Genomic DNA, 26,137 nt, shown 5'->3' on the forward strand with positions numbered 1-26,137 from the left:
CACTTTGATCGATCTTGGGGCGGTGCTTAACTGACCTTCTGGATGACCAAGGAGCCCCGTCATGAACCTGCATCAGTTCGCCGAAACCCACGAAGTCACCAACCAGCCGCCGTCGCTGGACGGCACCAATCTGTATCGCATCGACCTGCCATTGCAGGAGTGGTCGCGGCGCTTTGGTGCCGGGTGGGCGGAGTCGCGGATCGATGCCTACGGCGCGCTCGCCGGTGGCCCGCTGATGGAAGCCGGGTTCCTCGCCAACCAGAACAAACCGGTGTTTGCCAGCCATGATCGCTACGGCCATCGCATTGATCTGGTGGAATTTCATCCGGCATATCACCAACTGATGCGCACCGCGATTGAACATGGTCTGACCTCGCTGCCATGGACTCATCCGCAGGACGGTGCTCACGTCGCCCGCGCGTCCATGAGCTATCTGCACAGCCAGGCAGAGGCGGGCAGCGGCTGCCCGTTGACCATGACCTTCGCCAGCGTGCCGGCCCTGCGTTTGCAGCCGAATCTGGCAGAACAATGGCTGCCGAAAGTCCTCGCCACGGAATACGATCCGCGCAACGTCGGTATGGCGCACAAGGCCGGCGTGACCATCGGCATGGCCATGACCGAGAAACAGGGCGGCACCGACGTGCGCGCCAACACCACCAAGGCGTATCCGGTCGGCGCCAGTGGCCCGGGCGAGGCCTATGAACTGGTCGGGCACAAGTGGTTCTGCTCGGCGCCGATGTGCGATGCCTTCCTGACGCTGGCGCAGACCGACAAGGGTTTGACCTGCTTCCTGCTGCCACGCCATCGCCCGGATGACACGCGCAATCAGTTCTACATCCAGCGTCTGAAAAACAAACTCGGTAACCAGTCCAACGCCTCCAGCGAAGTGGAGTTCCGTGGCGCGCTGGCGTGGATGGTTGGCGAGGAAGGGCGCGGTGTGCCGACCATCATCGAAATGGTCGCCATGACCCGATTTGATTGCATGGTCGGTTCCAGCTCGCTGATGCGTCAGGCGCTGACCCAGGCCAGCCACCACTGCGCGCACCGCAAGGTCGGCGGCAAACTGCTCAGCGAACAGCCATTGATGCAAAATGTGTTGGCCGATCTGGCGCTGGAAAGCGAAGCCGCGCTGGCGCTCAGTTTGCGGATGGGCAAGGCGCTGGATCATCTGGATGATCGCCATGAAGCGCAATTCGCGCGGCTGGTGACAGCGGTGGGCAAGTATTGGATCTGCAAACGTGCGCCGGGGATGATCAATGAAGCGGCCGAGTGCATGGGCGGCGCCGGGTATGTCGAGGACAGCATCCTGCCGCGTTTGTACCGCGAGGCGCCGGTGAATTCGACGTGGGAAGGTTCGGGGAATGTGCAGTGCCTCGACGTGCTGCGCGCGTTGTCGAAAGAGCCGGGTGTGCTGGATGTGTTGTTCAGCGAACTCGGTGATGGACATGGTGACAAACGGCTGGCCGCGCATATTCAGCAATTGCAGGCGCAGTTCAAGGACACCAGTGATATTCAGTACCGGGCGCGGCAACTGACCGAAGACATCGCGCTCGGTTTGCAGGCCAAGCTATTGCTGGAAGCCGGCAACTCGGCGGTCAGCGATGCGTTCATTGCCAGCCGCCTGAGCGGTGGTGGTCGCGTGTACGGAGCCTTGCCGCGTGGGCTGGACGTCGAAGCTATCGTCGCCCGCTCGACCCCGCAAGGTTTCTGACCGCAATCTCCCCAACGCTACAAAACCCTGTGGGAGCTGGCTTGCCAGCGATGGCGGCCTGTCAGTCAACACTGATGTTGCATGTGCCGGCCTCATCGCTGGCAAGCCAGCTCCCACAGGGGTTCGCTTTGTCTGAAAGATTTGGGTACACCCACAACGCCACTGTTCCCGTGACGCCACGATGCAGGCAAGATGAAGCTCTGCAAGTCAGAACACAGGAAGCTGATCGTGACCGAAGCGTTTATTGTCGTTCAAACCGCCGAACAAGCCGTGGATCGTCTGGCCGAGTTGCACGAGCGGGCCACCACTGCGCTGAACTCGGCGCTCAAGCGTTACCTCAAGGATCGCGTCGAACCCGACGCTGCGCAGCGTGCTCTGTTTCGTTATCCCGAACTGCGTCTGACCTACCATTGCCAGGGCGAAGTCCCACAGACCACCCGCGCTTACGCCAAGGTGCAATTGCCGGGCACTTATAGCGTCACCGTCACCCACCCGGCGGCGTTCCGCAAATACCTGCTCGAACAACTTGTGCCGTTGATGCATGACTTCACCGTGACCGTGGAAGTCGGCGTCAGCCAGCAAAATATCCCGTATCCGTATGTGGTCGAGCAGGGCGATGAACTGGCCGGCTCCGGCGTCACCGCTGCCGTGCTGGCGCGGGTGTTCCCGAGTACCGACCTGTCCGCGGCCACCGACGGCATCGCCGACGGTCTCTACGACTGGGAAAACACCGATCCGCTGCCACTGGCCTTGTTCGACGCCGCGCGCGTGGATTTCTCGCTGCGTCGTCTGGTGCACTACACCGGCAGCGACTGGCGCCATGTGCAGCCGTGGATTCTGCTGACCAACTATCACCGCTACGTCGACCAGTTCATCGTCCATGGTCTGGAGCAATTGCGCAGTGACCCGCGTTTCGTGCGCATGGTCTTGCCGGGCAACGTGATCATCGAGAAGGGCATGGATCACGGCGAAGCCTCGGCGATCGCCGCCGGTGTGGTCTGGCACCGTTATCAGATGCCGGCCTATCACCTGATCGCCAGCGATGGCCACGGCGTGACCCTGGTCAACATCGGCGTCGGCCCGTCCAACGCCAAGAACATCACCGATCACCTGGCGGTGCTGCGTCCGCATTGCTGGCTGATGATCGGCCACTGCGGTGGCCTGCGTCAGTCGCAGACCATTGGCGACTATGTGCTGGCCCACGCTTATATGCGTCGCGACGGCATTCTCGACCGCGTGGTGCCGCCGAACATTCCGATCCCGGCACTGGCCGAAGTGCAAATGGCGCTGCAACAAGCAGCGGCGAATGTCACCGGCGAGAAGGGCGATGACCTGAAAAAACGCCTGCGCACCGGCACCGTGCTGACCTACGACGACCGTAACTGGGAATTGCGCTGGGCGCAGGAGCGGCCGTTGATCAACCTGTCCCGCGCCGTGGCGGTGGACATGGAAAGCGGCACGATTGCCGCGCAGGGTTATCGCTTGCGGGTGCCGTACGGCACGTTGCTGTGCGTTTCGGACAAACCGCTGCACAGTGAAATCAAGCTGCCGGGTTCGGCCAACGCCTTCTATGAGCGTGCGGTCAGCCAGCACTTGAAGATCGGCATCGAAGCGGTGGACCTGCTGCGCACTGAACTCAACTCGCTGCACTCGCGCAAACTGCGCAGCTTCGACGAACCGCCGTTCCGTTAACGGTTAGTCGTGGTCATTTGGCGGTCGGGGCACTAGCATTGTCAGCCTCGACCGTTAGATGTTCTTTTCGCCATGTCCCGTCCTCCACGTCCACCTTCCCGCCGCCCAGGTGCGAAGCCTCAGTCGTCTTCCCCGCGCCGTGTTGCCAAGGCACCCCCGGCCGAGCCGAAATTGATCCTGTTCAACAAACCGTTCGATGTGCTGACGCAATTCAGCGACGGCGAAGGGCGGGCGACCCTCAAGGATTTCATTGATGTGCCCGGCATTTATCCGGCCGGTCGCCTGGATCGTGACAGCGAAGGGTTGTTGCTGCTGACCAACGACGGGCAGTTGCAGGCGCGCATCGCCGATCCGAAACACAAACTGGCGAAGACTTATTGGGTGCAGGTCGAAGGCGTGCCGACGGCCGAGCAGTTGCAGCGTCTGCGGGATGGTGTTGAGTTGAATGACGGCATGACCTTGCCGGCCGAAGCGCAACAACTGGACGAGCCTGAGTTGTGGCCGCGCAATCCGCCGGTGCGCTTTCGCGCGACCATACCGACTTCATGGCTGGAGCTGGTGATTCGCGAAGGGCGCAACCGTCAGGTACGGCGCATGACCGCGGCAGTCGGGTTGCCGACATTGCGGCTGGTGCGGGTGAGAATTGGCGACTGGTCGATCGAAGGGCTTGATCAGGGCCAGTGGAAGGAAGTGCCGGCGCGCTTATAGAGCGCCGGATTCGATCAGGCCGATCACCACACTCTTGATGATGAACGCGGCCACGCCCAGGCCCAGCACGAAGAACAGAATGAACGAGCCAAAGCGCCCGGCCTTGGACTTCTTCGCCAGATCCCAGACGATGAAACCCATGAAAATGATCAGGATGCTGACCAGGCCGGTCATCATCCACTCTTCTAATAATGCTGGATCCATTGGGTTTCTCCGGCGCGCATGGGGCAAAAAGGGCGCGGCGAGTATACGCCAAGGTGTGTGGGGTGGCATTGATCTGGGTCTGATCTGAAGCCTTTGCCCTCACCCTAGCCCTCTCCCAGTGGGAGAGGGGACTGACCGGGGGATGCTCGCAAAATACGCCGACCTGAACGTTCTGTTGTGAATCCATAATCGACTCAATCTTTCAGGTCGATGTATGACAGCAGACACCTCGGTCGGCTCCCTCTCCTGGGGGAGAGGGCTGGGCGGGCGGCGTTCCGATGAGGGTGCCTTTGATCAGTTGCGCAGGTGGGTCAGCGGCAGTTCTGTGCTGTTGAGCACCTGATTCAGTACGAAGCTTGAACGAACGCTGGTCACCCCTTCGATCCGCGTCAAATGTCCCAGCAACAATTTCTGATAGTGATCCATATCTGGCACCACCACTTTCAACTGGTAATCGGCATCCACACCCGTCACCAGACTGCACTCCAACACCTGCGGCAACGTGCGAATCGCCGCCTCGAAGTTCTCAAAACGCTCCGGCGTATGCCGGTCCATGCCGATCAGCACATACGCCGTTAGGCTCAGCCCAAGCATCTTGCGATCGAGCAACGCCACCTGACGCGAAATATACCCGTCGTCTTCCAGTTGCTTGACCCGGCGCGAGCAAGGGGAGGGCGACAGACCGATGCGCTCGGCCAATTCCTGGTTGGAGATGCGGGCGTCGCGCTGCAATTCCGCCAAAATGCTCAGGTCGTAACGGTCGAGTTTGCTCATCAATCTGTCCTTGGTTGTAACTATTGCGGCGGATTATCTATCCAGGGTTAAAAATTGCGCAAGTGGTGTTTATTTCAGCAATCTTCGCAATCCTCTGCCGCCGTCTCAGGCCTATTCTTATCACCAGAATCACTGCTCGGTAACACAGTCCACGCGGCCCGCCCTATCCGGCCTGCCGCGGCCGCCACCCCCACCGGGGTTGTGCCGGCCCCCGAGCTGCACACTGTCCAGAAGACGGCGTGAGGTGAGCCGACGTCAAAAGCGTCGAGCCAGGACGAAGTTCTCTAGAAGGGAGGCCGACGGGTCTCCCTTTTTTCTTGCCTGCGATTTCATGCCGGGCGCTCAATAAATAAGTTGCGTGACTGATAACCTGTTGCAGAACCCGGTGTGTGTAATCCCGGTCTTAGCTACAAGTCCTCTTACATTTACAGGCCCCGCAGTGAGAAAAAGCATGAATTCGCGCATTTGGCGTCTGGCCAGTGTTGGTTTGCTGTGTGTGAGTGTCAGTGTGCAAACGCTCGCCGATGAGCCACAGAATCGCGGCCCGGAGGGCGGAGGCCACGGTCAGGATCATCAGGGCAACAATCAGGGCCGTGGCGGCAACAATCAGCCGCGTCCGCAGAACAATCCATCGCAGAATCAGCCGCAACAGAATCAGCCGCGTGCGCAGAACAACGAGATCATTCGTGGCGACAACAGCCGCCAGTTCGAGCACAACGGCAACAACAATGGCCAGTGGCAGAACCGCGATCAGAATCGCCCGGCCTACAACCCCAACCCGGTACGTCAGCCGCCACCACCGCCGCAACTGCCGGCCAACAGCCTGCCGATCCAGCCACGGCCCGACGCCGTACGCCAGACTCAAGAGCCGCGTCAGGGTTACTACCGCGACGAGCGTCCGCAGAACGGTTACCACAACCAGCAATGGCAGACCGGCAACCGGCCCAACGACAATCGCTGGCCGGGGCGCCCCGACGGGCATGGCAACGGTTGGGGCCCAGGCCCGCAATACCGGCCGGGACATGTGATCGACCGCTTCCCGGATCGCGATTACCGCGTGCCGTATCGTGGTCAGGATTACTTCTTTTCCGGCGGCTACTGGTATCGCCCGCAAGGCCCGCGCTACATCGTCGTGCAGCCGCCGCGCGGGATTCGCATCCAGTATTTGCCGGATTACGCCCGTGAGGTGTGGATCGGTGGTTCGCTGCTGTTCCTCGCCGCCGGTTCCTACTACGCGTATCAGGAAGCGACGCAGGATTACGTGGTGGTCGAGCCGCCGGTGCAGCAACAGCCGCAGCCGCAGCCGCAATCCCAAGGCTATGACGTCGAAGCGTATCCGGCCAACGGCCAGTCGCCGGAGCAGGTGCAGCAAGACGGTTATCAGTGCTACCAGTACGCGGTGCAGCAAAGCGGTTTCGATCCGCGCACCGCGACGTATCAACCGGCGCCCGAAGTGGTGCAGGCGTACCGTCAGGCGCAGGGCAATTGCCTGAGCAGTCGCGGTTATCAGGTCAGTTACTGAAGCCGGGTTTGCGCCCGCTCTGACTTGACCACTTCCTGCGGGTCGGCGTGCACCAGCACTTCGGCCCGCGGGTAGGCCTTGTGAATGGCATCGGCGGCTTGGTCGCTGATGCCGTGCGCCACTGACAGGGTCAGCTCCCCCGGCAACTCCAGGTGCAACTGCACGAACCAGTGGTTGCCGGAAATCCGCGTGCGCAAGTCATGCGCGCCCAATACGCCCGGCACACTGCACGCCAGTTCGAGCATGTGCTGACTGACATCTGTTGGCAGTTCTTCATCCATCAACACCGAAAAACTTTCCCGGGCGATCTGGATCGCACTCCACAGGATATAGGCGGCAATGCCAAGTCCGAACCACGCATCCAGTTGATGCCAGCCGAACCCGGCCAACATCAGCGCCACCAGAATACTGCCGTTGAGTAACAGATCGGATCGGTAATGCAGTGAGTCGGCACGCACGGCATTGGAACCGGTCTGCTTGATCACTCGATGTTGCAGCATCAGCAAGGCCACCGTCAGCAGCAATGAGAAAATGATCACGCCAATGCTGATCCACGGCGCGCCAAGCGGTTCCGGATGCTGGATGCGTTCATAGGCCTGAAGCGCGATCAACACCGCACTGCCGCCAATGAACAGCGCCTGCGCCATGCCCGCCAGCGATTCCGCCTTGCCGTGACCATAACGGTGATCGTCATCGGCCGGGCGCAGCGCGTAATGCACCGCCAGCAGATTGAGCAGCGAAGTGACGCCATCCAGCGCCGAGTCGGTGAGGCCGGCGAGCATGCTCACCGAACCGCTGAGCCACCAGGCGATGGCTTTAGCGATGATCAGCGTGCACGCCACCGCCACCGAGGCGCGGGTCGCCAGCCGTAGCAGGCGGGCGTGTTCGGGGCTGGATGTCATTTAACTTCCTTTTTAAGCGGCGGGTTGCAGGCCGAACATCGCCAGTTGTTGAGTGCTGCCCTTGTGTTGAATCAGGCGCGGGTCATCCAGTGGGAAATCTCGGCCCAACTCGCTTTCGAGAATAGCCTGCAACTTGTGATTATCGACTTGACCGTCCGGGCCAATGGCTTGCTTGAGTTTGGCCGGATCGATCTGCGCGGTGTGGCCCGGTTCGAAATAGATCGCGCCGGTGGCGAAGTCGACGGCAAACGCGATCAGCCCGGGAATGACGTAGAACAGCAGGCCCACGGCGTCGAGCACGGCAATCGCCGGGTCGATCTTGCCGTCGATCTGACCGCGCCGGTCCGGGTAGAAAATCGAACCGCACGCGGTGATTTGCGTGAGCAGGGTGGCGACCAGTACACCGCCGATCAGGCGAAAAGGTAAGCGCATGGGGAAATCTCCTGATTGATCTAAGAACGAAGCGTCGTCGTGTGAAGTTAAGACCCTGACGAACGCCCGCCAGTTCGCCGTTATACTCGGGCCTCTGTTTTGGAGCCAGCATGAATTCTTTGCCAATCGATGAAGTTTTACCCGCCCTGCGTGAAGCCTTGGCGACGCGCCACGAAGCCGTGCTCGAAGCACCGCCCGGCGCCGGTAAAACCACCCGTGTGCCCTTGGCCTTGCTCAATGAAGCGTGGCTGGCCGGGCAGACCATTCTGATGCTCGAGCCGCGCCGTCTCGCCGCGCGTGCGGCGGCAGAACGTCTGGCCAGTGAGCTGGGCGAAAAGGTCGGGGAAACCGTCGGTTATCGCATCCGTCTCGACAGCAAGGTCGGCCCCGATACGCGTATCGAAGTGGTCACCGAAGGCATTCTCACCCGGCGTCTGCAGGATGACCCGGCGCTGGAAGGCGTGGGTCTGCTGATCTTTGACGAATTTCACGAACGCAGCCTCGACGCCGATCTGGCGCTGGCCTTGAGTCTGAACGGTCGCGAGCTGTTCCGCGCTGAACAGCCGCTGAAGATTTTGCTGATGTCGGCCACGCTCGAAGGTGAACGTCTGGCCGGGTTGCTGGATGATGCGCCGATCCTGCGCAGCGAAGGCCGCATGTATCCGGTGACGATGCGCTGGGGCCGTCCGTTTCAGCCCGGCGAATACATTGATCAACGCGTCACCCAAACCGTGCTTGAAGCGCTGCACGACGAAACCGGCAGCCTGTTGGTGTTTCTGCCGGGGCAGGCCGAGATTCGTCGCGTCCACCAGCAATTGGCCGATGCCATCGGCTCACGCAGCGATGTATTGCTGTGTCCGTTGCACGGTGAACTCGACCTCAATGCGCAACGTGCGGCGATCGATCCGGCGCCGGCCGGGCAGCGCAAAGTGGTGCTGGCGACCAATATCGCCGAGACCAGTCTGACCATCAACGGTGTGCGCGTAGTCATCGACGCCGGGCTGGCGCGGGTGCCGCGTTTCGATCCCGGCAGCGGCATGACGCGTCTCGATACCCAGCGGATTTCCAAGGCCAGTGCCACTCAGCGCGCGGGCCGGGCGGGGCGACTGGAACCGGGTGTTTGTTATCGCTTGTGGTCGCAGGATCAGCACGAACAATTGGCAGCGTATGGCAGCGCGGAAATTCTTTCGGCGGATCTTGCCAGCCTCGCCCTGCAACTGGGGCGCTGGGGCGTGACGCCGGGCGAACTGGTCTGGCTGGATGTCCCGCCAGCGGCGGCTTATACGCAGGCGCAGGATTTGTTGCAAAGGCTTGGCGCGCTGGAAGGTGAGGCGCTGACCACTCATGGTCAGGCCATGGCTGAGTTGCCGGCGCATCCACGCATCGGCCATTTGCTGCTGCGGGGGCAAGCGTTGGGTCTGGCCAACATGGCGTGCGATGTCGCCGCGTTGCTCGGCGAGCGCGATATCTTGCGTGGCGCCGGGGCCGATCTGCACAGTCGGCTGGTACTGCTCTCGGGTGAAGAACGTGCGGCTCGAGGTGCGCAGGGCGGTGTGCAGCGCGCCAAGCAACTGGCGCGGCAATATCGCGGTTACTTGCGCGGCAAGGCCAGCGAGCCGGTCAGCGATCCCGATCATCCGCGTTGGCTCGGCGCCTTGCTGGCGCTGGCGTATCCGGATCGCGTCGCGCAACAGCGGCGTGCCGGTGGCGCCGAATATCGCCTGGCCAATGGTCGTGCGGCGCTATTCGCCGAAGCCGACAGCCTGATGAAAGAGCCGTGGATCGTCATTGCCGACCTCGGCAGCCGTCAGGGCCAGCGCGAAGAGCGGATTTATCTGGCGGCAGATTTCGATCCGGCGCTGTTCGATTCAGTGCTTGCCGAACAGGTACGCAACGTCGATCAACTGGACTGGGACGAGCGCGAAGGCGTGTTGCGCGCCGAGCGTCAGCGCAAGGTCGGCGAGCTGATTCTCAGCCGTGAGCCGTTGACCGGTCTCGATGAAAATGCGCGCAGTCAGGCGCTGGTCAATCTGGTGCGGCGCAAGGGGCTGGGGCTGCTGCCGTGGACGCCGGAGCTGCGCCAGTGGCAGGCGCGCGTGGCGTTGTTGCGGCAGTTGGAATTGAACAATCAGGACGACAGTCAATGGCCTGATGTCAGCGATGCGACGTTGCTCGATACCCTCGAAGACTGGCTGATGCCGTATCTGGGCAAGGTCTCGCGACTCAGTCATTTTGCCAATCTCGATCTGTCGAGCATCGTCCGCAATCTGCTGCCATGGCCGCTGCCGCAAAAGCTCGATGAGCTGGCGCCGCATCATCTGAGTGTGCCGTCGGGGTCGTCGATTCGTCTGGACTACAGCGAGTTTCCACCGATTCTGGCTGTACGTTTGCAGGAGTTGTTCGGGCTGGCGGACACGCCACGGATTGCGGGCGGGCGGCAGGTGGTCAAGTTACATCTGCTGTCGCCGGCGCGGCGGCCGGTGCAGGTGACGCAGGATTTGGCCAACTTCTGGCGCAGCACCTATGCCGAGGTGAAGAAGGATTTGAAGGGCCGCTATCCGAAGCACTATTGGCCGGATGATCCGCTGGTGGCCGAAGCGACCGCGCGAGCCAAACCGCGCGGGACCTGAAGAGCAAAAGATCGCAGCCTTCGGCAGCTCCTACCGAATTGAAGTCGGCCACAGAATGACGGTACGACACCGACATACTGTAGGAGCTGCCGCAGGCTGCGATCTTTGCTGTTAAAGGTGAGTCTTTGCGGTCAGTTGTTCGCGGCAATAATCGGCGAACAACTGCGCCGGTTTGGTCAGTTGCCCGCGCTTGAGCCATGCTGCGACCAAACCCGAACCGGTGACGTCCTCGACGATGTCCACGCACACGACTTTCTTGCCGTCGTAGGTGCATTCCGAATGCGGTTTGGTCACCAGAATCGAGAAGCCGAAACCCTGGCCGACCATCCCGCGTACCATTTCAATCGACGGCGAGCTGAACTCGATGCGCGGCGTCAGCCCCAGTTCTTCAAACAGGCTGACGAAGTAAGTCCGGCTCGGCTGCACGTCGAGCAGGATCATCGGATCCAGACACAGATCGCGCAGCGACACTTGTTTGTATTGGGCAAAACGGTGGTCGGCGGGCAACAGCGCATACGGGCGTTGCGCCGGCATCAGCGGTTCGGTCTGGATGGTCGCGTCGAGTTCGTGTTCATAAAGAATCACCAGATCGAACGCGCCTGACGTCAGGCCTTGCACCAGCTCTTGCTGTTCACCGTCGCGAATGCGGATTTTCACGCCCGGATACAGCGCCGAAAACCCGGCGATCAACTGCGGCAGGTACAACGGCGCGACCGTTTCGAAACAACCAATATCGATCTGCCCGGCGACTACGTCGTTGTCGGCGAGGGCGTTCTGTTCGAACTCCTTGGCCATGCGCAGCAACTCTTGGGCCTTGCGAAAAAACCGCGCACCGCTTGGCGTCAGTGACACACCTTGGGCGTGATGACGGATCAGCAGTTGCACACCGAAGCTGTCTTCCAGTCCTTTGATCGCGGTGGAAATCGCCGGCTGCGCGATGTACAGCTTGCGTGAAGCCTCGGCAACGCTGCCGCATTCGACGGTGGTGATGAAATACTTCAGCTGACGCAAATTGTAGGCGGCCACGGCAAACCTCAGGACGAGCGGACTCGACTTCAAAGCAATTTGTGCGCCGCCACGTCCATTGCACGACGATGTTTTTATCCTTCAACCATAGCTACCTGTGCAGCGTTTGGGGGAAGTCATTGCCCAGTGTTTTTATTGCCTGCGAAGACATTTTTACTATTTTTAGCCCGTGCGGGCCTGAGCGACCATCGAGGCACAATAACGCCTCAGGAGCATCCGTCGTGTTCGAGCTTGCAGAGTGGCAGCGCCGCGCCGTTGCATTGAAGTTTCCCGATCAGGCCGTGATCGACGGCAAACATTGCGCTGCGCAATCGGGGCAGACCTTTGCCGCGATCAACCCGGCGACCGGGCAATGCCTGGCGAATGTCGCTGCGTGTGGCGAGGCGGATGTCGACGTCGCAGTGCGCAATGCGCGGCAAGTGTTTGAGGCCGGTACGTGGTCGCAACGATCTCCAGCCGAGCGCAAGCAAGTGCTGCTGCGCTTGGCTGATCTGCTGATGAGTCATCGCGAAGAGCTGGCCTTGCTCGACTCGCTGAACATGGGCAAACCGGTGATGGACGCTTACAACATCGACGTGCCGGGCGCCGCCGGGGTGTTTCGCTGGTACGCCGAAAGCATCGACAAACTTTACGATCAGGTCGCGCCCAGTGCGCCGAATGTGCTGGCGACCATCACCCGTGAAGCACTCGGTGTAGTCGCTGCTGTGGTGCCGTGGAATTTCCCATTGGACATGGCCGCGTGGAAACTCGCCCCGGCGCTGGCGGCGGGCAATTCGGTGATTTTAAAACCGGCCGAGCAATCGCCGTTTTCGGCCTTGCGTCTGGCTGAGCTGGCGCTGGAAGCGGGGCTGCCAGCGGGTGCGTTGAACGTGTTGCCGGGGCTTGGCGAACAGACCGGCAAGGCGTTGGGTTTGCACGCGGATGTCGATTGCCTGGTGTTCACCGGCTCGACGCAGGTGGGTAAATACTTCATGGAATATTCAGCTCGATCCAACCTCAAACAGGTGTGGCTGGAATGCGGTGGCAAGAGCGCCAATCTGGTGTTCGCCGATTGTCAGGATCTGGATCTGGCGGCGGAGAAAGCGGCGTTCGGGATCTTCTTCAATCAGGGCGAAGTCTGCTCGGCCAATTCGCGCTTGCTGGTGGAGCGTTCGATTCATGATGAGTTCGTTGAACGGCTGAAAGCACAGGCTGAACGGTGGTTACCCGGTGATCCGCTGGATCCGCAGAGCAGCGCTGGCGCCATCGTTGATCACACGCAGACGGCGGGCATCATGCGCTTCATTCGCAACGCCGAGCAGTCGGGGGCGACCCGGGTTTGTGGCGGTGGGCAGCGGCGCTTCAATGGCTCTGACAACTTCGTTGAGCCGACGATTTTCACCGGTGTAACCGCCGACATGCCGCTGTTTCGCGAAGAGGTATTCGGGCCAGTGCTGGCGGTGATGCCGTTCGATGATGAGGCCGAGGCTATTCGGCTGGCCAATGACAGTGTGTATGGACTGGCGGCGTCGTTGTGGACCGATGACCTCAACCGCGCGCATCGTGTGGCGCGGCAGTTGCGAGCGGGTACGGTGTCGGTCAACACGGTGGATGCGCTGGATGTGACGGTGCCTTTCGGCGGCGGCAAGCAATCGGGCTTTGGCCGCGATTTGTCGCTGCACTCGTTCGACAAATACACCCAGTTGAAAACCACCTGGTTCCAGTTGCGCTGAGACCGAGTTGCCCCCTTCGCGAGCTTGCTCGCGAATGCGGTGGGTCAGCAGCATGGATATTGACTGCTTCGGCGCCATCGCTGGCAAGCCAGCTCCCACAGGTTTCAGCGTTGTTCACACAATCCAGGCACATCCACGATCCCTGTGGGAGCTGGCTTGCCAGCGATAGCATTCTCCCAGCCGCCGAAAATCCCCAATCTGCACCCACCTCGCGCATCCCCGCAATCCCCGCCCTTTAGCAGTGCGCACTACCCAGTTTTTTCATCATTTGCAGCCAACAATTTCCTGATTTTCCTCACCGCGCACATGGGCCACCATCGATCTTGCCCGCCAGCCGAATGTTGTCCGCCCAAAAGTCCGCGAGAGACCCATGGCAGCAACTGCACAACGGCCGGCGACCGTACTGCCCATGACAAAACTAAATCAACAGCGTCGGGAGTGCTCCATGATCAAGTCCTTGTGTCTCCGTCTCACTCACCCTCTGGCAATCACTGCTCTTGCCGCCACGGTCGCGACCAGCGCCCAGGCCGGGACCCTGTCCATCGGCCACACCACGTGGGTCGGCTACGGCACCCTGTATCTGGCTCAGGACCTGGGCTACTTCAAGGAAAACGGTCTGACCGTCGAATTGCCGGTGGTCGAAGAGGCGTCGATGTACATGGCCGCGCAGGCGTCCGGGCAACTGTCCGGCTCGGCGTCGACCATCGATGAAGTGCTCAAATACCGCCCGCAGTTCTGCTTCAAAGCAGTCGCGGCGTTGGATGACAGCCATGGCGGCGATGGCGTGCTGGTCGGCAAGGATGTGAAAAGCCTGCAAGAGCTCAAGGGCAAATCCGTGGCCGTCAACGAAGGTTCGACCTCGCAGTTCTGGCTCTCCTATTTGCTGAAAAAGAACGGCATGAAGATGAGCGACATCACCGTGCAGAACATGACCGCAGATGATGCCGCCACCGCGTTCATCGCCGGTCGCGTGCCCGCTGCCGTGACCTGGGAGCCGCACCTGTCGATGGTGCGCGACAAGCAGCAGGGCAAAGTGCTGATCGACAGCAGCAGCACCCCCGGCGTGATCGTCGATGTGGTCGCGCTCAATTGCAGCGTTATCGAGAAGCAGCCGGAAGACGTCAAGGCTTTGGTCGCCGGGTTGTACAAAGCCGTGCAATACACCAAGGATCATCCGGAAGACGCTTACAAAATCATGGCCAAAGGTGTCGGCGGTTACCTGTCCGATCCGAAGGAACTGGCCGCCGCCGCGCAAGGCGTGCGTTTCTACGATCAAGCCATGAGCGAGAAGCTCTTGGGCTCACCGGGCAAACCGGGTGACAGCGCAGCGCTGATCAAACTGGCCAACGAAACCGCCAGCGAATTGCAGGGCAAACCTTACAACGTCAGCAACGACGAGCTGGTCGACAACCGTTTCGTCAGCCCGCTCTAGGAGGTGTGCAATGTTCAAGCGCAATTCGTGGCTGAGCCGCAGCCTCACGCCAAAAACCGCGTTGCCGGTGCAAGTGGTGTGGAGCGCCAGCGCTCTGGCCTGGGTGTTGTTGGTCGGCCTGTGGGCCGGGCTGTCTTACGGCGGCATCGTCCCAGGGATGTTTTTGCCGACGCCGGGCGCGGTGGTTGAAGCCGCCATGCGCCTGGGCCGCGATGGCACGCTCGGCACACATGTGTGGGCGAGTGTCGAAGTGGTGATGGTCGGCTTCATTGTGTCGTCGTTGGTGGCGGTGCCGTTGGGGTTGCTGATGGGCAGCTTTCGCATCGTTCAGGCGTTCCTTGAACCGCTGGTGAACTTCATTCGTTACCTGCCGGTGACCTCGTTTGTGCCGCTGTTCATCTTGTGGATCGGCATCGGTCTGGAGCAGCGCGTGTCGGTGATTATCTTCGGTGTGTTCTTTCAGCAGTTGGTGATGATCGCCGACGTCTCGAAAGGCATTTCCAAGGACCTGATCAACGCCTCCTACACCTTGGGTTCCAGTCGCCGCGATGCGGTGTTGCATGTGATCGCGCCGGCCTCGGTGCCGGGCGTGCTCGATACCCTACGGGTAACTATGGGCTGGGCCTGGACTTATCTGGTGGTGGCTGAACTGGTCGCCGCGTCCAGCGGTTTGGGTTACCTGAGCCTGAAGGCCATGCGCGGTTTTCAGGTTGACGTGATTTTCCTCGCCATCGCGATCATCGGCCTGCTCGGTCTGGTCACCGATCAACTGTTCCGTTTTCTCCGCCTGAGGGTTGCCGCATGGGCTCAGTGACTGCTGCCAATCATCGTTTTATCGAACCCGTTGCGACCCCGGCACAAGCCGCGCCGCGCTTGCAGGTGGACAAGGTCAGCCTGCGTTACAGGAAACCTGACGGCGGCACGTTTACCGCGCTGGAAGAAGTTTCGTTCGAGGTGCCGGATCAGCAGTTTGCCGTGCTGGTCGGGCCATCGGGTTGTGGCAAGTCGAGCCTGTTGTACCTGACCGCCGGTCTGGCTGAGCCGACCTCCGGTGAGATCTACGTCGGCGGCCAGCAAGTGCAAGGCCCCGGTGCGGATCGCGGCATGGTCTTTCAGAGTTACACGCTGTTCCCGTGGCTGACCGTGCGGCAGAACGTCGAGTTCGGCCTCAAACGCCGCGGCATGCCGGCGGCGCGGCGCAAGGAGATCGTCGATTATTACGTCAACGAAGTCGGCCTCGGCGGGTTCGCCGACAACTACGCCAAGCAACTGTCGGGCGGGATGATGCAGCGCGTGGCGATCGCCCGCGCGCTGGCCAATGATCCGCAGATTCTACTGATGGACGAACCGTTCGGTGCGCTCGATAGCCAGACACGTCTGCAGATGCAGCAGTTGTTGCTGCGGGTGTGGGGCAACAGCAAGAAGACCGTGTTGTTCGTCACCCATGACATCGACGAAGCCATTCTGCTCGGCGATCGGGTCTATGTGATGGGCGCGAAACCGGGGCGGATCAAGCAGATTCTCGACGTGCCAATCGAACGTCCGCGCTCGCTCGACATGGTCATGGAGCGCTCGTTCATTGACATGAAGCGGCAGATCTTCGGGTTGCTGCATGATGACCTGGAAGAAGTGCATTGATCCAACGGTCATGTCACCTGGCCATTGTGGGGCAGCCGGCGATGTGATTTCACTGCTGGGCAAACACGGTTTTGACCCAGCCCTGCAGGGTGTATTGCTGGTAGATGTGTTCAGGCACATCGACATACGGATCAGTAATGAACCGTTCAGGAATTACCGGATTGGCCTCATCAATGACCAGGATGTTCGCCGGGTTGTAAAAGTCATAGTCGACCACGCTCTTGTTGGTGGTGATGACTTTTTTTCGTGAAGCCATGGCTTCAAAGAAACGGAAGCTCAACCCGGCCTGGCCAGGCTTGGAAATGTCCAGAATGATGCGCGAGCGCTTTACCAGTTCGCCAACAGACGCCAGTGACATTCTCTGCTCGAAGAACGTGATACCCGGATGCGCGCCCGGGATCGGTTTGCACTGCACCAGAAACTTGTAATCGGTCACCCCGAGACGATCGAATGCCTGCGCCAGGCCTTCAAGTGCCGGCACCCGATCCTTGCCCGCCATTACCACAAACGCCGAGTATTCACCGGGTTCGCCGTCTGCGGTGTAGTCGTCGTAAATGAAGTTGTGGAGCTTTTTCAGGCCGTAGCTTTCAGCATTCTGCGGGTCGAAAGAAAACACCTCGTCATAACCGGCAAGTTCTTCCCGGGTCATCGGCCAGCGACTGAAACTGTCGTAGAGGTAGGCGATCTTGCGCTCGCTGGCATTGAGGCCGGCGGTCAGTTGCTTGGGCTCGATTTGCGCCGGGTTGATGATCAACGCAACGTCAAAGCGCCCTGAGGCACCGATACTCTTCTTGAACTGGCGTAACTGCGCCCAGCGTTTAAGCGGGCGGCGCAGGATCTTCGGCGCTCGATCAAAGCTGTTCTGCATCGCTGACGTATCGATGAAACACACGTCATTGTCGATCATCAGGTAGTCCGCCAGTTTGCGCGCGTAACCACCAATGTCCTTGCACACCAATAAGATTTTCATGAGATTCCATATCGTCAATTCGGGCGACGGGTCGATGTTCCTCGGCCCTGCCTAGGGCGCCGCCGGCAGCAGGAAGCGCGCAATCACCGGCAGATGATCGGAGATGCGCAGCGTATCGTCCTGGCGCACCCTCGCTTCCACCCGTTTGATCTTCGGGCTGTAAAACAGATAGTCGACCGTGCGATCCGGGCCATTCAGGCCGGGGTCGTTGGGGTAGTGGGTCAGCCACTGCGCACGGTCGATGCCGCTGGCTTCGTTGTTGGTCGGGATCATCGGGTACTTGTCCCACAGCAGATGCAGTTCGCTGTCGGCGGAGTAGGGCGTGCGCTGCTCGGCAGGCAGGCGGCGGAACTGGCCGAGCGGCAGCAGATTGAAATCGCCACCGATCAACCATGGCAGGCCCTGACTTTCGTACTTGTCGAGCACTTTGGCCACGGCGCTCACTTGCGCCTGCAACGTGTCATCGGGCTGGCTGGCACGCTCCAGATGGGTATTGAAAACGGTCAGTTGCCCACCATCGCTCAGGGGCAGTTTGGTCGCGAGCAGGGCGTCTTTTGGCTGGAATTGACGGCTGATGAAATTGGCCGCAGCAACCGGCAATTGCAGGCGTTCGGCGTGTTCGATGCGATAGCGGCTCAGGGTTGCCAGTTGCCGGCCGACGCTGCCGAAAACGTGTCGATCAGGGACGAAATCGGCTTTCCAGTCGAATGCGCTGGCGCTGCACGGGTACAGGTCGGCGACGCGTTCCTGCAACAGTTTTAGCTGGTTCTGATAGTCGCTGGCCTTGGCGCCGTCATCGAGCTCCTGCAACAGCACCACATCGGGCTGCTCGTCGCGGATCACCCGCGCCACTTCGTCGAGGCTGAAGGCCATGTCTTCCTGTGTCGGCGCTTCATCGTTGCCCTGGGCCAGATCATTCCAGAACACGTAACGCTTGCCGGCCAGATACTGCACGTTCCAGGTCATGACTTTCAGCGCTTGGCCCGGCACCAGCGTCGGTGGCGTTCCCGTGCAACTGACTGGCAGGGTTTCGCGGGCGTCCGGGCGCCAGGTCAGGCTGAAGATCAGCGCGCCAATCAGCACAAGGGCGAGCACAGAAAGAAACAGGGTGTAGCGCAGTAGACGGGTCATGGCTCGGCTTATAGCGTTACAGAAAGTGGCCCGAGCATACCTGACGGCCGTCTCGAAGCCCAAGCGCAGTGCTGTCAGACCACTCTGTCGCGTTTGTCAGGCAATTCGCTGATCAGCATGAACAGGCGGAACAACACCACGCTGGTGAACAGTTGCAGGAAGCTGTGAGCACTGTCGATCAGTACCGCAATCAGCGGATTCTGCGGCTCGGGGTACACCGCCAATGTCGCGCCTTTGAGCAACCACAGTGGCGTCATCACACAGAGAATGCACAGCAGGATCCGCCAGAAGTGTCCACGGGTCAGGCGCAGGCTTTCTTTCATCGCCTGCAAAGGCCCCATGCCGCGCAGCACCAACAGGTATTCGCCGAACGCGAGCATGACCATCAGCATCAGGCCTGGCAGGAAATACAGCGACAGGCCCAACAGAATCAGCAAGGTATTGAGCGCCGTGAGCAACGCGAAGCGCGGCCACAGAGTGGCGGCCATTGCCAGCAGGTCACGGTTGCGCGGCGCTTCGCCACGGCTGCGCGCATCGAGGAACAGGATCAGCGCTGCGGTGTACAGCGGATACACCAGCAGACCGACGACGATACTGATGGCCGAGATATTTTCCGGCCCGCTGGCGCGATCGACCACTTGTTGTAAAAACGCTTCGAAAATCACCAGCGGCAGGCACAACCGTACGATGCTGCCCAAATGGCGTTTGAAAAAATACAGAGAGTCGCGCAGCACTTCGAGGGCATTCATCAGTCGGTATCGCAGGTCGAAAACAGTGGCTCACTTTAACCGATGATGGCTGGCGCGACACAAACGTAAACATTCGGTAAAGGTCATTGAAACGTTTTGTCACCGTCTCCATTACAGGAGAGCACCTCGGCCAACGTGGACGAGGGCAATGTTATCCCCGGCAATCTACGAGGTCGCCATGAACAGCGAAGAGCAAACCCTGATCGATGGACTGTTTTCCCGGCTGCAACAGGCCGAAACGGAGGCAGCCCCGCGCGATGCCCAGGCTGAGGCGCGGATCAAGGAACACCTGACCCGCCAGCCAGCGGCAGGTTATTTCATGACCCAGGCGATTCTGGTGCAAGAGGCGGCGCTCAAAAGCCTCGATGAGCAGAACAAGCAACTGACTCAACAGGTCCAGCAGTTGCAGGCTGAACTGCAATCGGCCAAAGCGCAGAGTGCCGCACCGGCGCCGAGCGGTGGTGGCGGTTTCCTGTCGAGCATTTTTGGTGGCAGCCCGCGTCCGGCGCCGACCCAGAGCGCCGCCCCGGCGTCCACTGGCGGTTGGCGTGAGCCGGCACCGCAGCAGAACTTCGGTGCTCCTGCGCCACAACAGAACTTCGGCGCAGCGCCGCCTAACTATGCGCAGCAAGCCGCTCCGGCGGCCGGCAGCAGTTTCCTCGGCGGCGCCCTGAAAACCGCCGCCGGTGTGGCCGGTGGCGTGATGCTGGCGCAGGGCATCAGCAGCCTGTTCCATCACAATCAGCAGCCGGAAGAAATCGTTGAAGTGATCAAGGAAGAGCCGGCGCAGGTCGCCGACCAAAGCAGCAATGGCTGGGGCGAAGATCAGCGTGTGGCCGATAACGGCTTCTCAGGCAATGACCAGGGCGGCTTCACCGACACCGACTACGGCAACGACAATTCCTCGTTCTTTGATGACGACGATTCCTTCGTCTGACTCACCATTCGTCCGGAGCCCTTGAGGGCTCCGGGCCGATTATTCGCGGAACCCTCCTGATGGCTGGCATACTGAGCGCCTTTTTCGGGCCTGGCGCCTGATCCCGCTTCGTGCGCTTGCGCGCCCACAGGAACTCCGGTGAAAAAAATCGCAGTGTTCGCCGACGTGCAGAACCTCTACTACACCGTGCGTCAGGCCTATGGTTGTCACTTCAACTACGCCGCATTGTGGGCAGACATCAGCAAGGACGGACAGATCGTCGAGGCCTACGCCTACGCGATCGACCGTGGCGACAGCAAGCAGCAGCAGTTCCAGCAGATCCTGCGCAACCTCGGCTTCACCGTGAAACTCAAACCTTACATCCAGCGCAGCGACGGCTCGGCCAAGGGCGACTGGGACGTGGGCATCACCCTCGACATCATGGACGCCGCCGACCACGTCGACGAAATTGTCCTGGCCTCCGGTGACGGCGATTTCGACATGCTGCTCGAACGCATTATCAGCAAACACGGCGTGCAAGCGGTCGCCTACGGCGTGCCCGGCCTGACCGCCAACTCGCTGATCCGCGCCGCCAGCCGTTACGTGCCGATCGAAGGCGCGCTGCTGCTGAAGAATTGAACAGCTACTGAAGAATTGATTTGTACGGAGTTGAACCCGGTTTGGAACGCATTGCAGTCATCGACTTTGAAACCACCGGCCTGTCGCCGAACAGCAGCTGCCGCGCCACGGAAATCGCCGTGGTCATGCTGGAAAACGGCCGCATCGTCGAGCGTTACCAGAGCCTGATGAACGCCGGCGTACGCGTTCCGGCGTTTATCGAGCAACTGACCGGCATCAGCAACGCCATGCTGCGCACCGCGCCGCCGGCGGAGCGGGTGATGGAAGAGGTCAATGAGTTTGTCGGCTGCACGCCGCTGGTAGCGCACAACGCATCCTTCGACCAGAAGTTCTGGGACTTTGAACTGGGGCGGATCAAGCGCACGCGGTTGCAGAACTTTGCCTGTTCGTTGCTGCTGGCCCGGCGTCTGATGCCGGCGGCGCCGAACCACAAGCTCGGTACGCTCACCACGTTTGCGCGTTTGCCGCACACAGGCCAGGCTCACCGGGCCATGGCCGATGCCGAGATGGCGGCCAATCTGATGGCGCATCTGGCTGATGAGTTGCGGCACAAGCACGGCGTCAGCGAGCTATCGCATGACCTGCTGTGCAAGTTGCAGAAAGTCCCCGCCGCCAAAGTCAGCGAGCACCTGCAGCGCTATCGCTGATCCCAAGCCCAACACAGACCCCCTGTAGGAGTGAGCCTGCTCGCGATGACGGTGTGTCAGTCAACATTTGTTTCGACTGACGCGCCGCTATCGCGAGCAGGCTCACTCCTACAGGGAGGAATCATCATCCTCAGGATTTGCCGTTGCCTTCGATCTGGCTGAGTGGCACGCGCTTTTCGATGGCGCTCGACAGCACAATCGAGGTCTTGCTGAAACCAAACTTCGCCACGCGATTGATCAACTCCTCCAGCTCCGTCATCGATCCCACCGCAGCCTTCATCATCACGCACGGATCACCTGTCACTCGAAAGCATTCGGTCAGTTGCGGGATTTTCACCAGTTCGTCGTAAACCTTCTGACTGCCGTTCTGGTGCAGGCGCAATTCGATCATGCACTGGATCGGCAGGCCGATTTTCGACAGGTCAATTCTCGCCTCATAGCCGGTGATCACCCCCGATGCCTCAAGCTTGGCCACGCGCTCGGCAACTGCCGGGGCGGAGAGGTTAACTTTGCGCGCCAGATCGGCGTAGGACGCACGGCCGTTTTCCAACAGGGCGCTGAGCAGCATGCGGTCGTATTTATCCAAGGCCGGACTCCTGAAAATGCCAGACTTTCGAAATCACGGCTTAAGCCGTCGATCTCCGTTCTTTCCAAAGTGTACCGGCGCTATAAACAGGTTTTGTAACTTATTTTTAGTCGTGGGCCTTTCTAGAATAATCCATCCCCTGCCCAGACTTTCGAGCTGCCCATGCCTGCCTTGCGCCGTTTTTCTTTGCCGCTGATCGCCGCGTTTTTTGCGTTGTATGTGATTTGGGGATCGACCTATCTGGTGATCCGCATCGGCGTCGAGTACTGGCCACCGCTGATGCTCGGCGGTGTGCGCTTTGTGATCGCGGGTACGTTGATGTATGCCTTTCTGCGCTGGCGCGGGGCACCGGCGCCGACCTGGGCGCAGTGGAAAGCGGCGGGGATCATCGGGATTTTGCTGTTGAGTTTTGGTAATGGCGCGGTGAGTGTGGCTGAGCACACCGGTGTGGCCTCCGGCGTGGCGGCGTTGGCGGTGGCAACGGTGCCATTGTTCACCTTGCTCTGTGGATATTTCTGGGGCGCGCGCAATACCCGTCTGGAGTGGGCCGGGGTGGCGTTGGGGATTATCGGTATCGCCATGCTCAACATGGGTTCCAACCTGCAATCGAGTCCGCTGGGCGCGGCGTTGCTGATTTTCGCAGCGGCGACCTGGGCGTTCGGTTCGGTATGGAGCAAGCATCTGCCATTGCCGCAGGGGGCGATGGCCAGTGCGGTGGAAATGCTCGTTGGCGGTGTGGTGCTGCTGATTGGTAGCGCCGTCAGTGGTGAACACCTGCAAGCTGTGCCGCCGATTGAAGGCTGGCTGGCGCTGGCGTACCTGATCTTCTTCGGCTCGATCATCGCCTTCAACTCTTATATGTACCTGCTCAAGCACGTGCGTCCGGCGGCGGCGACCAGTTATGCCTACGTCAACCCGGCGGTGGCGGTGTTGCTGGGGATCGTGTTCGTTGGCGAGACCATCGGCATCGAAGAAGCGCTGGCGATGCTGGTGATCATCAGCGCCGTAGTGTTGATTGGCTTGCCACAGTGGCGCCGGCCAGCACAGCCGCCAGTCGTGGCGCCGACAGCCGTTCCCACAGAAACGCGTACGAATTAGGGTAAACTGCGCGGCATTGCATGCCTGCGTCATTTTTTCCTACGGTACTTCCATGACTTTCGCCACCCTTGGCCTGATCGAACCCTTGCTGCGCTCCCTCGAGAAGCTCGGCTACCAGACCCCGACGCCGGTTCAGGCGCAAGCCATTCCGGCCGTGCTGGCCGGTCGTGACCTGATGGCAGCGGCGCAGACCGGCACCGGCAAAACCGCCGGTTTCGCCTTGCCGCTGCTGCAGTTGCTGGCCATGGAAGGGCCGAAAGTCGCCGCCAATTCGGTGCGCGCGCTGATTCTGGTACCGACTCGCGAGCTGGCCGAACAAGTCCACGAAGCCGTGCGCCAGTACGCCGAAAACCTGCCGTTGCGCACGTACGCGGTGTACGGCGGCGTCAGCATCAACCCGCAAATGATGAAGCTGCGCGGCGGCGTCGATCTGCTGGTGGCGACGCCGGGCCGTCTGCTCGACCTGTTCCGCCAGAAGGCGCTGAAATTCAATCAGCTGCAAACCCTGGTGCTCGACGAAGCCGATCGCATGCTCGATCTGGGCTTCTCCGAAGAACTGTCGAACATCTACCGCGCACTGCCGAAGAAACGTCAGACGCTGCTGTTCTCCGCGACCTTCTCCGATGACATCCGCCTGCTGGCCGGGCAGATGCTCGACGATCCGCTGACCGTCGAGGTCAGCCCGCGCAACGTGGCTGCCAACACGGTCAAGCAGTGGATCGTGACGGTGGACAAGAAGCGCAAGGCTGAGCTGTTCGTGCACTTGATGCGCAAGAACAAGTGGAAGCAGGTGCTGGTGTTCGCCAAGACCCGCAACGGTGTGGATGCGCTGGTGGAAAAACTTCAGGGCCTTGGTGTGAATGCTGACGGTATCCATGGTGATAAACCGCAGGCAACCCGTCAGCGAGCGCTGGATCGTTTCAAGCTCAGTGAAGTGCAGATTCTGGTTGCGACTGATGTAGCGGCGCGGGGGCTGGATATCGAAGATCTGCCGTTGGTGATCAACTTCGATCTGCCGATCGTGGCTGAGGATTACATTCACCGTATTGGCCGTACCGGCCGTGCTGGCGCAACCGGTGAGGCGATTTCGCTGGTGTGTGCGGATGAAGTGAACATGTTGTCGGCGATTGAAATGCTGACACGGCAGACCTTGAAGCGTCAGAACGAGCCGGATTTCGAACCTGAGCACCGCGTGCCTGACACTGATGCCAGCGGTCAGGTGATCAAGAAGCCGAAAAAACCGAAGAAGCCGAAAGCTTCGGGTGGTGGTGGCAAGCGCAATCTGGGTAAGTGGGTCGATAGCGGCGAGACGCAGGCGCCGGAGCCTTCGGTCAAGCCTGTGCGCAAGGTGCCGGTGTTTAACACTGGACCGCGCAAGCGTAAGCCTTAAGGTCAAAAGCCCCTCACCCTAACCCTCTCCCCAAGGGAGAGGGGACTGATTGGGGGATGCTCGCGAAGTACGCCGACTTGATCCTATGGCTGTGAATCCATAATCGACAAAGCTTTCGCCTGACACCTAGGTCGTCTGACCAAATCCATAATCGACTCGGTGTTTCAGGTCGATGTATGGCGCCAGACACCTCGGTCGGTTGACCAAATCGATAATCGACTCGGTCTTTCAGGTCGATGGATGACGTGAGACACCTCGGTCGGCCCCCTCTCCCTCTGGGAGAGGGCTGGGGTGAGGGTTCAGGCAGACGCCTCGGACTTGAACCACTGCACAATCCCCAACCCTGCCGCCCGCCCGCTGGCAAAACACCCCGTCAGCAAATACCCGCCCGTCGGTGCTTCCCAATCCAGCATCTCCCCCGCGCAGAACACCCCCGGCAACGCCTTGAGCATCAAACGCTCATCCATCGCCTCGAACGTCACGCCACCAGCGCTGCTGATCGCTTCGTCCAGCGGACGGGTTTTCACCAAGGTCAGCGGCAACGCCTTGATCGCCCGGGCCAATAGCGCCGGATCGGCGAAAGTCGCAGCATCGGTCAGCTCACGCAGCAATGCCGCTTTCACCCCATCAATCCCGACCTGACTGTGCAAATGCTTGGCCATCGAACGCGAACCGCGAGGCTTGCTCAACGCTGCCTGCAATTTATCCACAGGCCGGCCGGGCAGCAGATCGATGTGAACGGTCGCTGCGCCGTACTGATTGATCGCCTCACGAATCGGCGCCGACAGCGCATAAATCAGACTGCCCTCGATCCCTGTAGCGGTGATTACACATTCGCCCAAGCGCGGTACATCATCGTTCAAACCAATGGCGATATTTTTCAGCGGTGCGCCGGCGAATTTGCTGACCATCAACTCGCTCCAAGCCTGCACCTCGAAGCCACAATTACTTGGCTGCAACGGCGCAAGTCCTACACCGCGTTGCTCCAGCGGCAGCATCCAGGCACCGTCGGAACCGAGGCGCGACCAACTGCCGCCGCCGAGGGCGAGCAGGGTGGCGTCGGGTTTGACGGTGATTTCACCTTCCGGGCTGTCGATGCGCAGCGCGCCGTGTTCATCCCAGCCGAGCCAGCGATGGCGGGTGTGGATAACTACGCCGCTGTCGCGTAAGCGTTTGAGCCAGGCGCGCAGCAGCGGCGCGGCTTTCATGTCGGTGGGGAATACGCGGCCGGAGCTGCCGACAAAGGTCTCGATGCCAAGATCATGAATCCATTGGCACAACGCATCAGCGTCGAAACCGCGCAACAACGGCGCGATTTGCGGTGCGCGTTCGGCATAGCGCGAGAGGAACGCCGGGTAGGCTTCGGAATGGGTGATGTTCATGCCGCCGACACCGGCCAGCAGGAACTTGCGGCCCACCGAGGGCATGCCGTCGTAGAGATCGACGCGGATTCCGGCCTGGCTCAGCACTTCGGCGGCCATCAGGCCGGCAGGGCCACCGCCGATGATGGCGACGTGAGCGGGGGAGGAGGCGGAAGTCTGGGTCATGGCGTGCGCTGCGGTATGGCGGGATAAGGCGCGCATTCTAACAGCGCAGATCTTTTGTAGGAGTGAGCCTGCTCGCGATAG

24 protein-coding genes are annotated in these 26,137 nt (G+C 60.6%); 14 read left to right on the top strand and 10 right to left on the bottom strand.

Annotated features, from left to right (window positions below; genetic code table 11):
* Window positions 1-61 precede the first annotated feature (61 nt).
* From CKW38_RS23865 to CKW38_RS23880, 3 genes are all read left to right on the top strand, one after another.
* Window positions 62-1,711 carry an acyl-CoA dehydrogenase family protein gene (locus tag CKW38_RS23865; RefSeq protein ID WP_095114034.1) on the top strand — a complete coding sequence of 550 codons (1,650 nt, stop codon included), beginning with the start codon at window positions 62-64 and terminating at the stop codon, window positions 1,709-1,711.
* A gap of 192 nt (window positions 1,712-1,903) precedes the next feature.
* Window positions 1,904-3,403, top strand: a complete 1,500-nt coding sequence (amn, locus tag CKW38_RS23875; protein ID WP_161986511.1) for an AMP nucleosidase — start codon at window positions 1,904-1,906, stop codon at window positions 3,401-3,403.
* 72 nt (window positions 3,404-3,475) lie between these two features.
* Window positions 3,476-4,111, top strand: a complete 636-nt coding sequence (locus CKW38_RS23880) for a pseudouridine synthase (protein ID WP_095114036.1) — start codon at window positions 3,476-3,478, stop codon at window positions 4,109-4,111.
* Here CKW38_RS23880 and CKW38_RS23885 read toward each other — a convergent pair.
* Both CKW38_RS23885 and CKW38_RS23890 read right to left on the bottom strand, forming a co-directional pair.
* Window positions 4,106-4,315, bottom strand: a complete 210-nt coding sequence (locus CKW38_RS23885; RefSeq protein WP_007909655.1) for a DUF2788 domain-containing protein — start codon at window positions 4,313-4,315, stop codon at window positions 4,106-4,108. The two genes, CKW38_RS23880 and CKW38_RS23885, sit on opposite strands and share 6 nt — an antisense overlap.
* Before the next feature lie 294 nt (window positions 4,316-4,609).
* Complete coding sequence (locus tag CKW38_RS23890) at window positions 4,610-5,089, bottom strand: Lrp/AsnC family transcriptional regulator (RefSeq protein ID WP_008081091.1); 480 nt, start codon at window positions 5,087-5,089, stop codon at window positions 4,610-4,612.
* Between the two features lie 451 nt (window positions 5,090-5,540).
* On the opposite strand from CKW38_RS23890, the gene CKW38_RS23895 reads away from it, so the two are divergent.
* A complete protein-coding gene (locus CKW38_RS23895) occupies window positions 5,541-6,611 on the top strand; it encodes a DUF6515 family protein (protein ID WP_095114037.1) in 1,071 nt (356 codons plus the stop codon).
* Here CKW38_RS23895 and CKW38_RS23900 read toward each other — a convergent pair.
* Together CKW38_RS23900 and CKW38_RS23905 are read right to left on the bottom strand one after the other, a co-directional pair.
* The gene (locus CKW38_RS23900; RefSeq protein ID WP_007909662.1) at window positions 6,605-7,513 is read right to left on the bottom strand and encodes a cation diffusion facilitator family transporter; all 909 of its coding nucleotides are present in this window, start codon (window positions 7,511-7,513) and stop codon (window positions 6,605-6,607) included. The genes CKW38_RS23895 and CKW38_RS23900 overlap by 7 nt on opposite strands.
* Window positions 7,514-7,525: 12 nt before the next feature.
* Window positions 7,526-7,945, bottom strand: coding sequence for a hypothetical protein (locus CKW38_RS23905; RefSeq protein WP_007909665.1), 420 nt, complete (start codon window positions 7,943-7,945; stop codon window positions 7,526-7,528).
* 110 nt (window positions 7,946-8,055) lie between these two features.
* Here CKW38_RS23905 and hrpB point away from each other — a divergent pair, with 110 nt between their 5' ends.
* Window positions 8,056-10,575, top strand: a complete 2,520-nt coding sequence (gene hrpB / locus CKW38_RS23910; RefSeq protein WP_095114038.1) for an ATP-dependent helicase HrpB — start codon at window positions 8,056-8,058, stop codon at window positions 10,573-10,575.
* Between the two features lie 111 nt (window positions 10,576-10,686).
* On the opposite strand, the gene CKW38_RS23915 is transcribed toward hrpB, so the two are convergent.
* Window positions 10,687-11,601: a LysR family transcriptional regulator gene (locus CKW38_RS23915; RefSeq protein ID WP_095114039.1), complete on the bottom strand. Its 915-nt coding sequence runs from the start codon at window positions 11,599-11,601 to the stop codon at window positions 10,687-10,689.
* Window positions 11,602-11,822: 221 nt separating this feature from the next.
* Between CKW38_RS23915 and CKW38_RS23920 the strand changes: the two genes are divergently transcribed.
* The 4 genes from CKW38_RS23920 (at window position 11,823) to CKW38_RS23935 (ending at window position 16,383) form a co-directional block, all read left to right on the top strand.
* Window positions 11,823-13,313, top strand: a complete 1,491-nt coding sequence (locus CKW38_RS23920) for an aldehyde dehydrogenase (RefSeq protein WP_095114040.1) — start codon at window positions 11,823-11,825, stop codon at window positions 13,311-13,313.
* Window positions 13,314-13,758: 445 nt separating this feature from the next.
* A complete protein-coding gene (locus tag CKW38_RS23925) occupies window positions 13,759-14,745 on the top strand; it encodes an ABC transporter substrate-binding protein (protein ID WP_095114041.1) in 987 nt (328 codons plus the stop codon).
* 10 nt (window positions 14,746-14,755) lie between these two features.
* Window positions 14,756-15,559, top strand: coding sequence for an ABC transporter permease (locus tag CKW38_RS23930; protein ID WP_007909675.1), 804 nt, complete (start codon window positions 14,756-14,758; stop codon window positions 15,557-15,559).
* Entirely contained in the window at window positions 15,547-16,383 is an 837-nt protein-coding gene (locus CKW38_RS23935) for an ABC transporter ATP-binding protein (protein WP_007909677.1), read from the top strand. Before CKW38_RS23930 ends, CKW38_RS23935 begins: the two co-directional genes overlap by 13 nt.
* 49 nt (window positions 16,384-16,432) lie before the next feature.
* Here the strand turns inward: CKW38_RS23935 and CKW38_RS23940 are convergent, their stop codons facing one another.
* From CKW38_RS23940 to CKW38_RS23950, 3 genes are all read right to left on the bottom strand, one after another.
* Window positions 16,433-17,353, bottom strand: a complete 921-nt coding sequence (locus CKW38_RS23940) for a hypothetical protein (protein WP_095114042.1) — start codon at window positions 17,351-17,353, stop codon at window positions 16,433-16,435.
* A gap of 51 nt (window positions 17,354-17,404) precedes the next feature.
* Complete coding sequence (locus tag CKW38_RS23945; protein WP_095114043.1) at window positions 17,405-18,484, bottom strand: endonuclease/exonuclease/phosphatase family protein; 1,080 nt, start codon at window positions 18,482-18,484, stop codon at window positions 17,405-17,407.
* 74 nt (window positions 18,485-18,558) lie between these two features.
* A complete protein-coding gene (locus CKW38_RS23950) occupies window positions 18,559-19,233 on the bottom strand; it encodes a YciC family protein (RefSeq protein ID WP_007909682.1) in 675 nt (224 codons plus the stop codon).
* 178 nt (window positions 19,234-19,411) lie between these two features.
* On the opposite strand from CKW38_RS23950, the gene CKW38_RS23955 reads away from it, so the two are divergent.
* The 3 genes from CKW38_RS23955 to CKW38_RS23965 all read left to right on the top strand — a co-directional run bounded on the left by CKW38_RS23955 (window position 19,412) and on the right by CKW38_RS23965 (window position 21,435).
* Window positions 19,412-20,170 (top strand): DUF2076 domain-containing protein, encoded by a 759-nt coding sequence (locus tag CKW38_RS23955; protein WP_095114094.1) that lies wholly within the window; start codon window positions 19,412-19,414, stop codon window positions 20,168-20,170.
* A gap of 138 nt (window positions 20,171-20,308) precedes the next feature.
* Window positions 20,309-20,788: an NYN domain-containing protein gene (locus CKW38_RS23960; RefSeq protein WP_007949802.1), complete on the top strand. Its 480-nt coding sequence runs from the start codon at window positions 20,309-20,311 to the stop codon at window positions 20,786-20,788.
* Between the two features lie 41 nt (window positions 20,789-20,829).
* On the top strand, window positions 20,830-21,435 hold the full coding sequence (locus tag CKW38_RS23965) for a PolC-type DNA polymerase III (RefSeq protein ID WP_007909701.1): 606 nt from the start codon (window positions 20,830-20,832) through the stop codon (window positions 21,433-21,435).
* Between the two features lie 130 nt (window positions 21,436-21,565).
* Here CKW38_RS23965 and CKW38_RS23970 read toward each other — a convergent pair whose 3' ends face one another.
* On the bottom strand, window positions 21,566-22,021 hold the full coding sequence (locus CKW38_RS23970) for an Lrp/AsnC family transcriptional regulator (RefSeq protein WP_095114044.1): 456 nt from the start codon (window positions 22,019-22,021) through the stop codon (window positions 21,566-21,568).
* Window positions 22,022-22,183: 162 nt separating this feature from the next.
* Here CKW38_RS23970 and yedA point away from each other — a divergent pair, with 162 nt between their 5' ends.
* Both yedA and CKW38_RS23980 read left to right on the top strand, forming a co-directional pair.
* Complete coding sequence (gene yedA, locus CKW38_RS23975) at window positions 22,184-23,119, top strand: drug/metabolite exporter YedA (protein WP_095114045.1); 936 nt, start codon at window positions 22,184-22,186, stop codon at window positions 23,117-23,119.
* A gap of 52 nt (window positions 23,120-23,171) precedes the next feature.
* A complete protein-coding gene (locus tag CKW38_RS23980; RefSeq protein WP_007909704.1) occupies window positions 23,172-24,509 on the top strand; it encodes a DEAD/DEAH box helicase in 1,338 nt (445 codons plus the stop codon).
* A 299-nt stretch (window positions 24,510-24,808) separates the two neighbouring features.
* Here the strand turns inward: CKW38_RS23980 and CKW38_RS23985 are convergent, their stop codons facing one another.
* Window positions 24,809-26,056 carry a TIGR03862 family flavoprotein gene (locus CKW38_RS23985; protein WP_095114046.1) on the bottom strand — a complete coding sequence of 416 codons (1,248 nt, stop codon included), beginning with the start codon at window positions 26,054-26,056 and terminating at the stop codon, window positions 24,809-24,811.
* Window positions 26,057-26,137 lie beyond the last annotated feature (81 nt).

The organism is Pseudomonas sp. Irchel 3H7, assembly GCF_900187605.1.
Taxonomy (GTDB): Bacteria; Pseudomonadota; Gammaproteobacteria; order Pseudomonadales; family Pseudomonadaceae; genus Aquipseudomonas.

What these genes read in the sequence shown, in the direction of transcription:
- CKW38_RS23865 (WP_095114034.1), top strand. Translation starts at nt 62, where the DNA reads ATGAACCTGCATCAGTTCGCCGAAACCCACGAAGTCACCAACCAGCCG.
- amn (WP_161986511.1), top strand. Translation starts at nt 1,904, where the DNA reads ATGAAGCTCTGCAAGTCAGAACACAGGAAGCTGATCGTGACCGAAGCG.
- CKW38_RS23880 (WP_095114036.1), top strand. Translation starts at nt 3,476, where the DNA reads ATGTCCCGTCCTCCACGTCCACCTTCCCGCCGCCCAGGTGCGAAGCCT.
- CKW38_RS23885 (WP_007909655.1), bottom strand. Translation starts at nt 4,315, where the DNA reads ATGGATCCAGCATTATTAGAAGAGTGGATGATGACCGGCCTGGTCAGC.
- CKW38_RS23890 (WP_008081091.1), bottom strand. Translation starts at nt 5,089, where the DNA reads ATGAGCAAACTCGACCGTTACGACCTGAGCATTTTGGCGGAATTGCAG.
- CKW38_RS23895 (WP_095114037.1), top strand. Translation starts at nt 5,541, where the DNA reads ATGAATTCGCGCATTTGGCGTCTGGCCAGTGTTGGTTTGCTGTGTGTG.
- CKW38_RS23900 (WP_007909662.1), bottom strand. Translation starts at nt 7,513, where the DNA reads ATGACATCCAGCCCCGAACACGCCCGCCTGCTACGGCTGGCGACCCGC.
- CKW38_RS23905 (WP_007909665.1), bottom strand. Translation starts at nt 7,945, where the DNA reads ATGCGCTTACCTTTTCGCCTGATCGGCGGTGTACTGGTCGCCACCCTG.
- hrpB (WP_095114038.1), top strand. Translation starts at nt 8,056, where the DNA reads ATGAATTCTTTGCCAATCGATGAAGTTTTACCCGCCCTGCGTGAAGCC.
- CKW38_RS23925 (WP_095114041.1), top strand. Translation starts at nt 13,759, where the DNA reads ATGATCAAGTCCTTGTGTCTCCGTCTCACTCACCCTCTGGCAATCACT.
- CKW38_RS23930 (WP_007909675.1), top strand. Translation starts at nt 14,756, where the DNA reads ATGTTCAAGCGCAATTCGTGGCTGAGCCGCAGCCTCACGCCAAAAACC.
- CKW38_RS23935 (WP_007909677.1), top strand. Translation starts at nt 15,547, where the DNA reads ATGGGCTCAGTGACTGCTGCCAATCATCGTTTTATCGAACCCGTTGCG.
- CKW38_RS23940 (WP_095114042.1), bottom strand. Translation starts at nt 17,353, where the DNA reads ATGAAAATCTTATTGGTGTGCAAGGACATTGGTGGTTACGCGCGCAAA.
- CKW38_RS23945 (WP_095114043.1), bottom strand. Translation starts at nt 18,484, where the DNA reads ATGACCCGTCTACTGCGCTACACCCTGTTTCTTTCTGTGCTCGCCCTT.
- CKW38_RS23950 (WP_007909682.1), bottom strand. Translation starts at nt 19,233, where the DNA reads ATGAATGCCCTCGAAGTGCTGCGCGACTCTCTGTATTTTTTCAAACGC.
- CKW38_RS23955 (WP_095114094.1), top strand. Translation starts at nt 19,412, where the DNA reads ATGAACAGCGAAGAGCAAACCCTGATCGATGGACTGTTTTCCCGGCTG.
- yedA (WP_095114045.1), top strand. Translation starts at nt 22,184, where the DNA reads ATGCCTGCCTTGCGCCGTTTTTCTTTGCCGCTGATCGCCGCGTTTTTT.
- CKW38_RS23980 (WP_007909704.1), top strand. Translation starts at nt 23,172, where the DNA reads ATGACTTTCGCCACCCTTGGCCTGATCGAACCCTTGCTGCGCTCCCTC.
- CKW38_RS23985 (WP_095114046.1), bottom strand. Translation starts at nt 26,056, where the DNA reads ATGACCCAGACTTCCGCCTCCTCCCCCGCTCACGTCGCCATCATCGGC.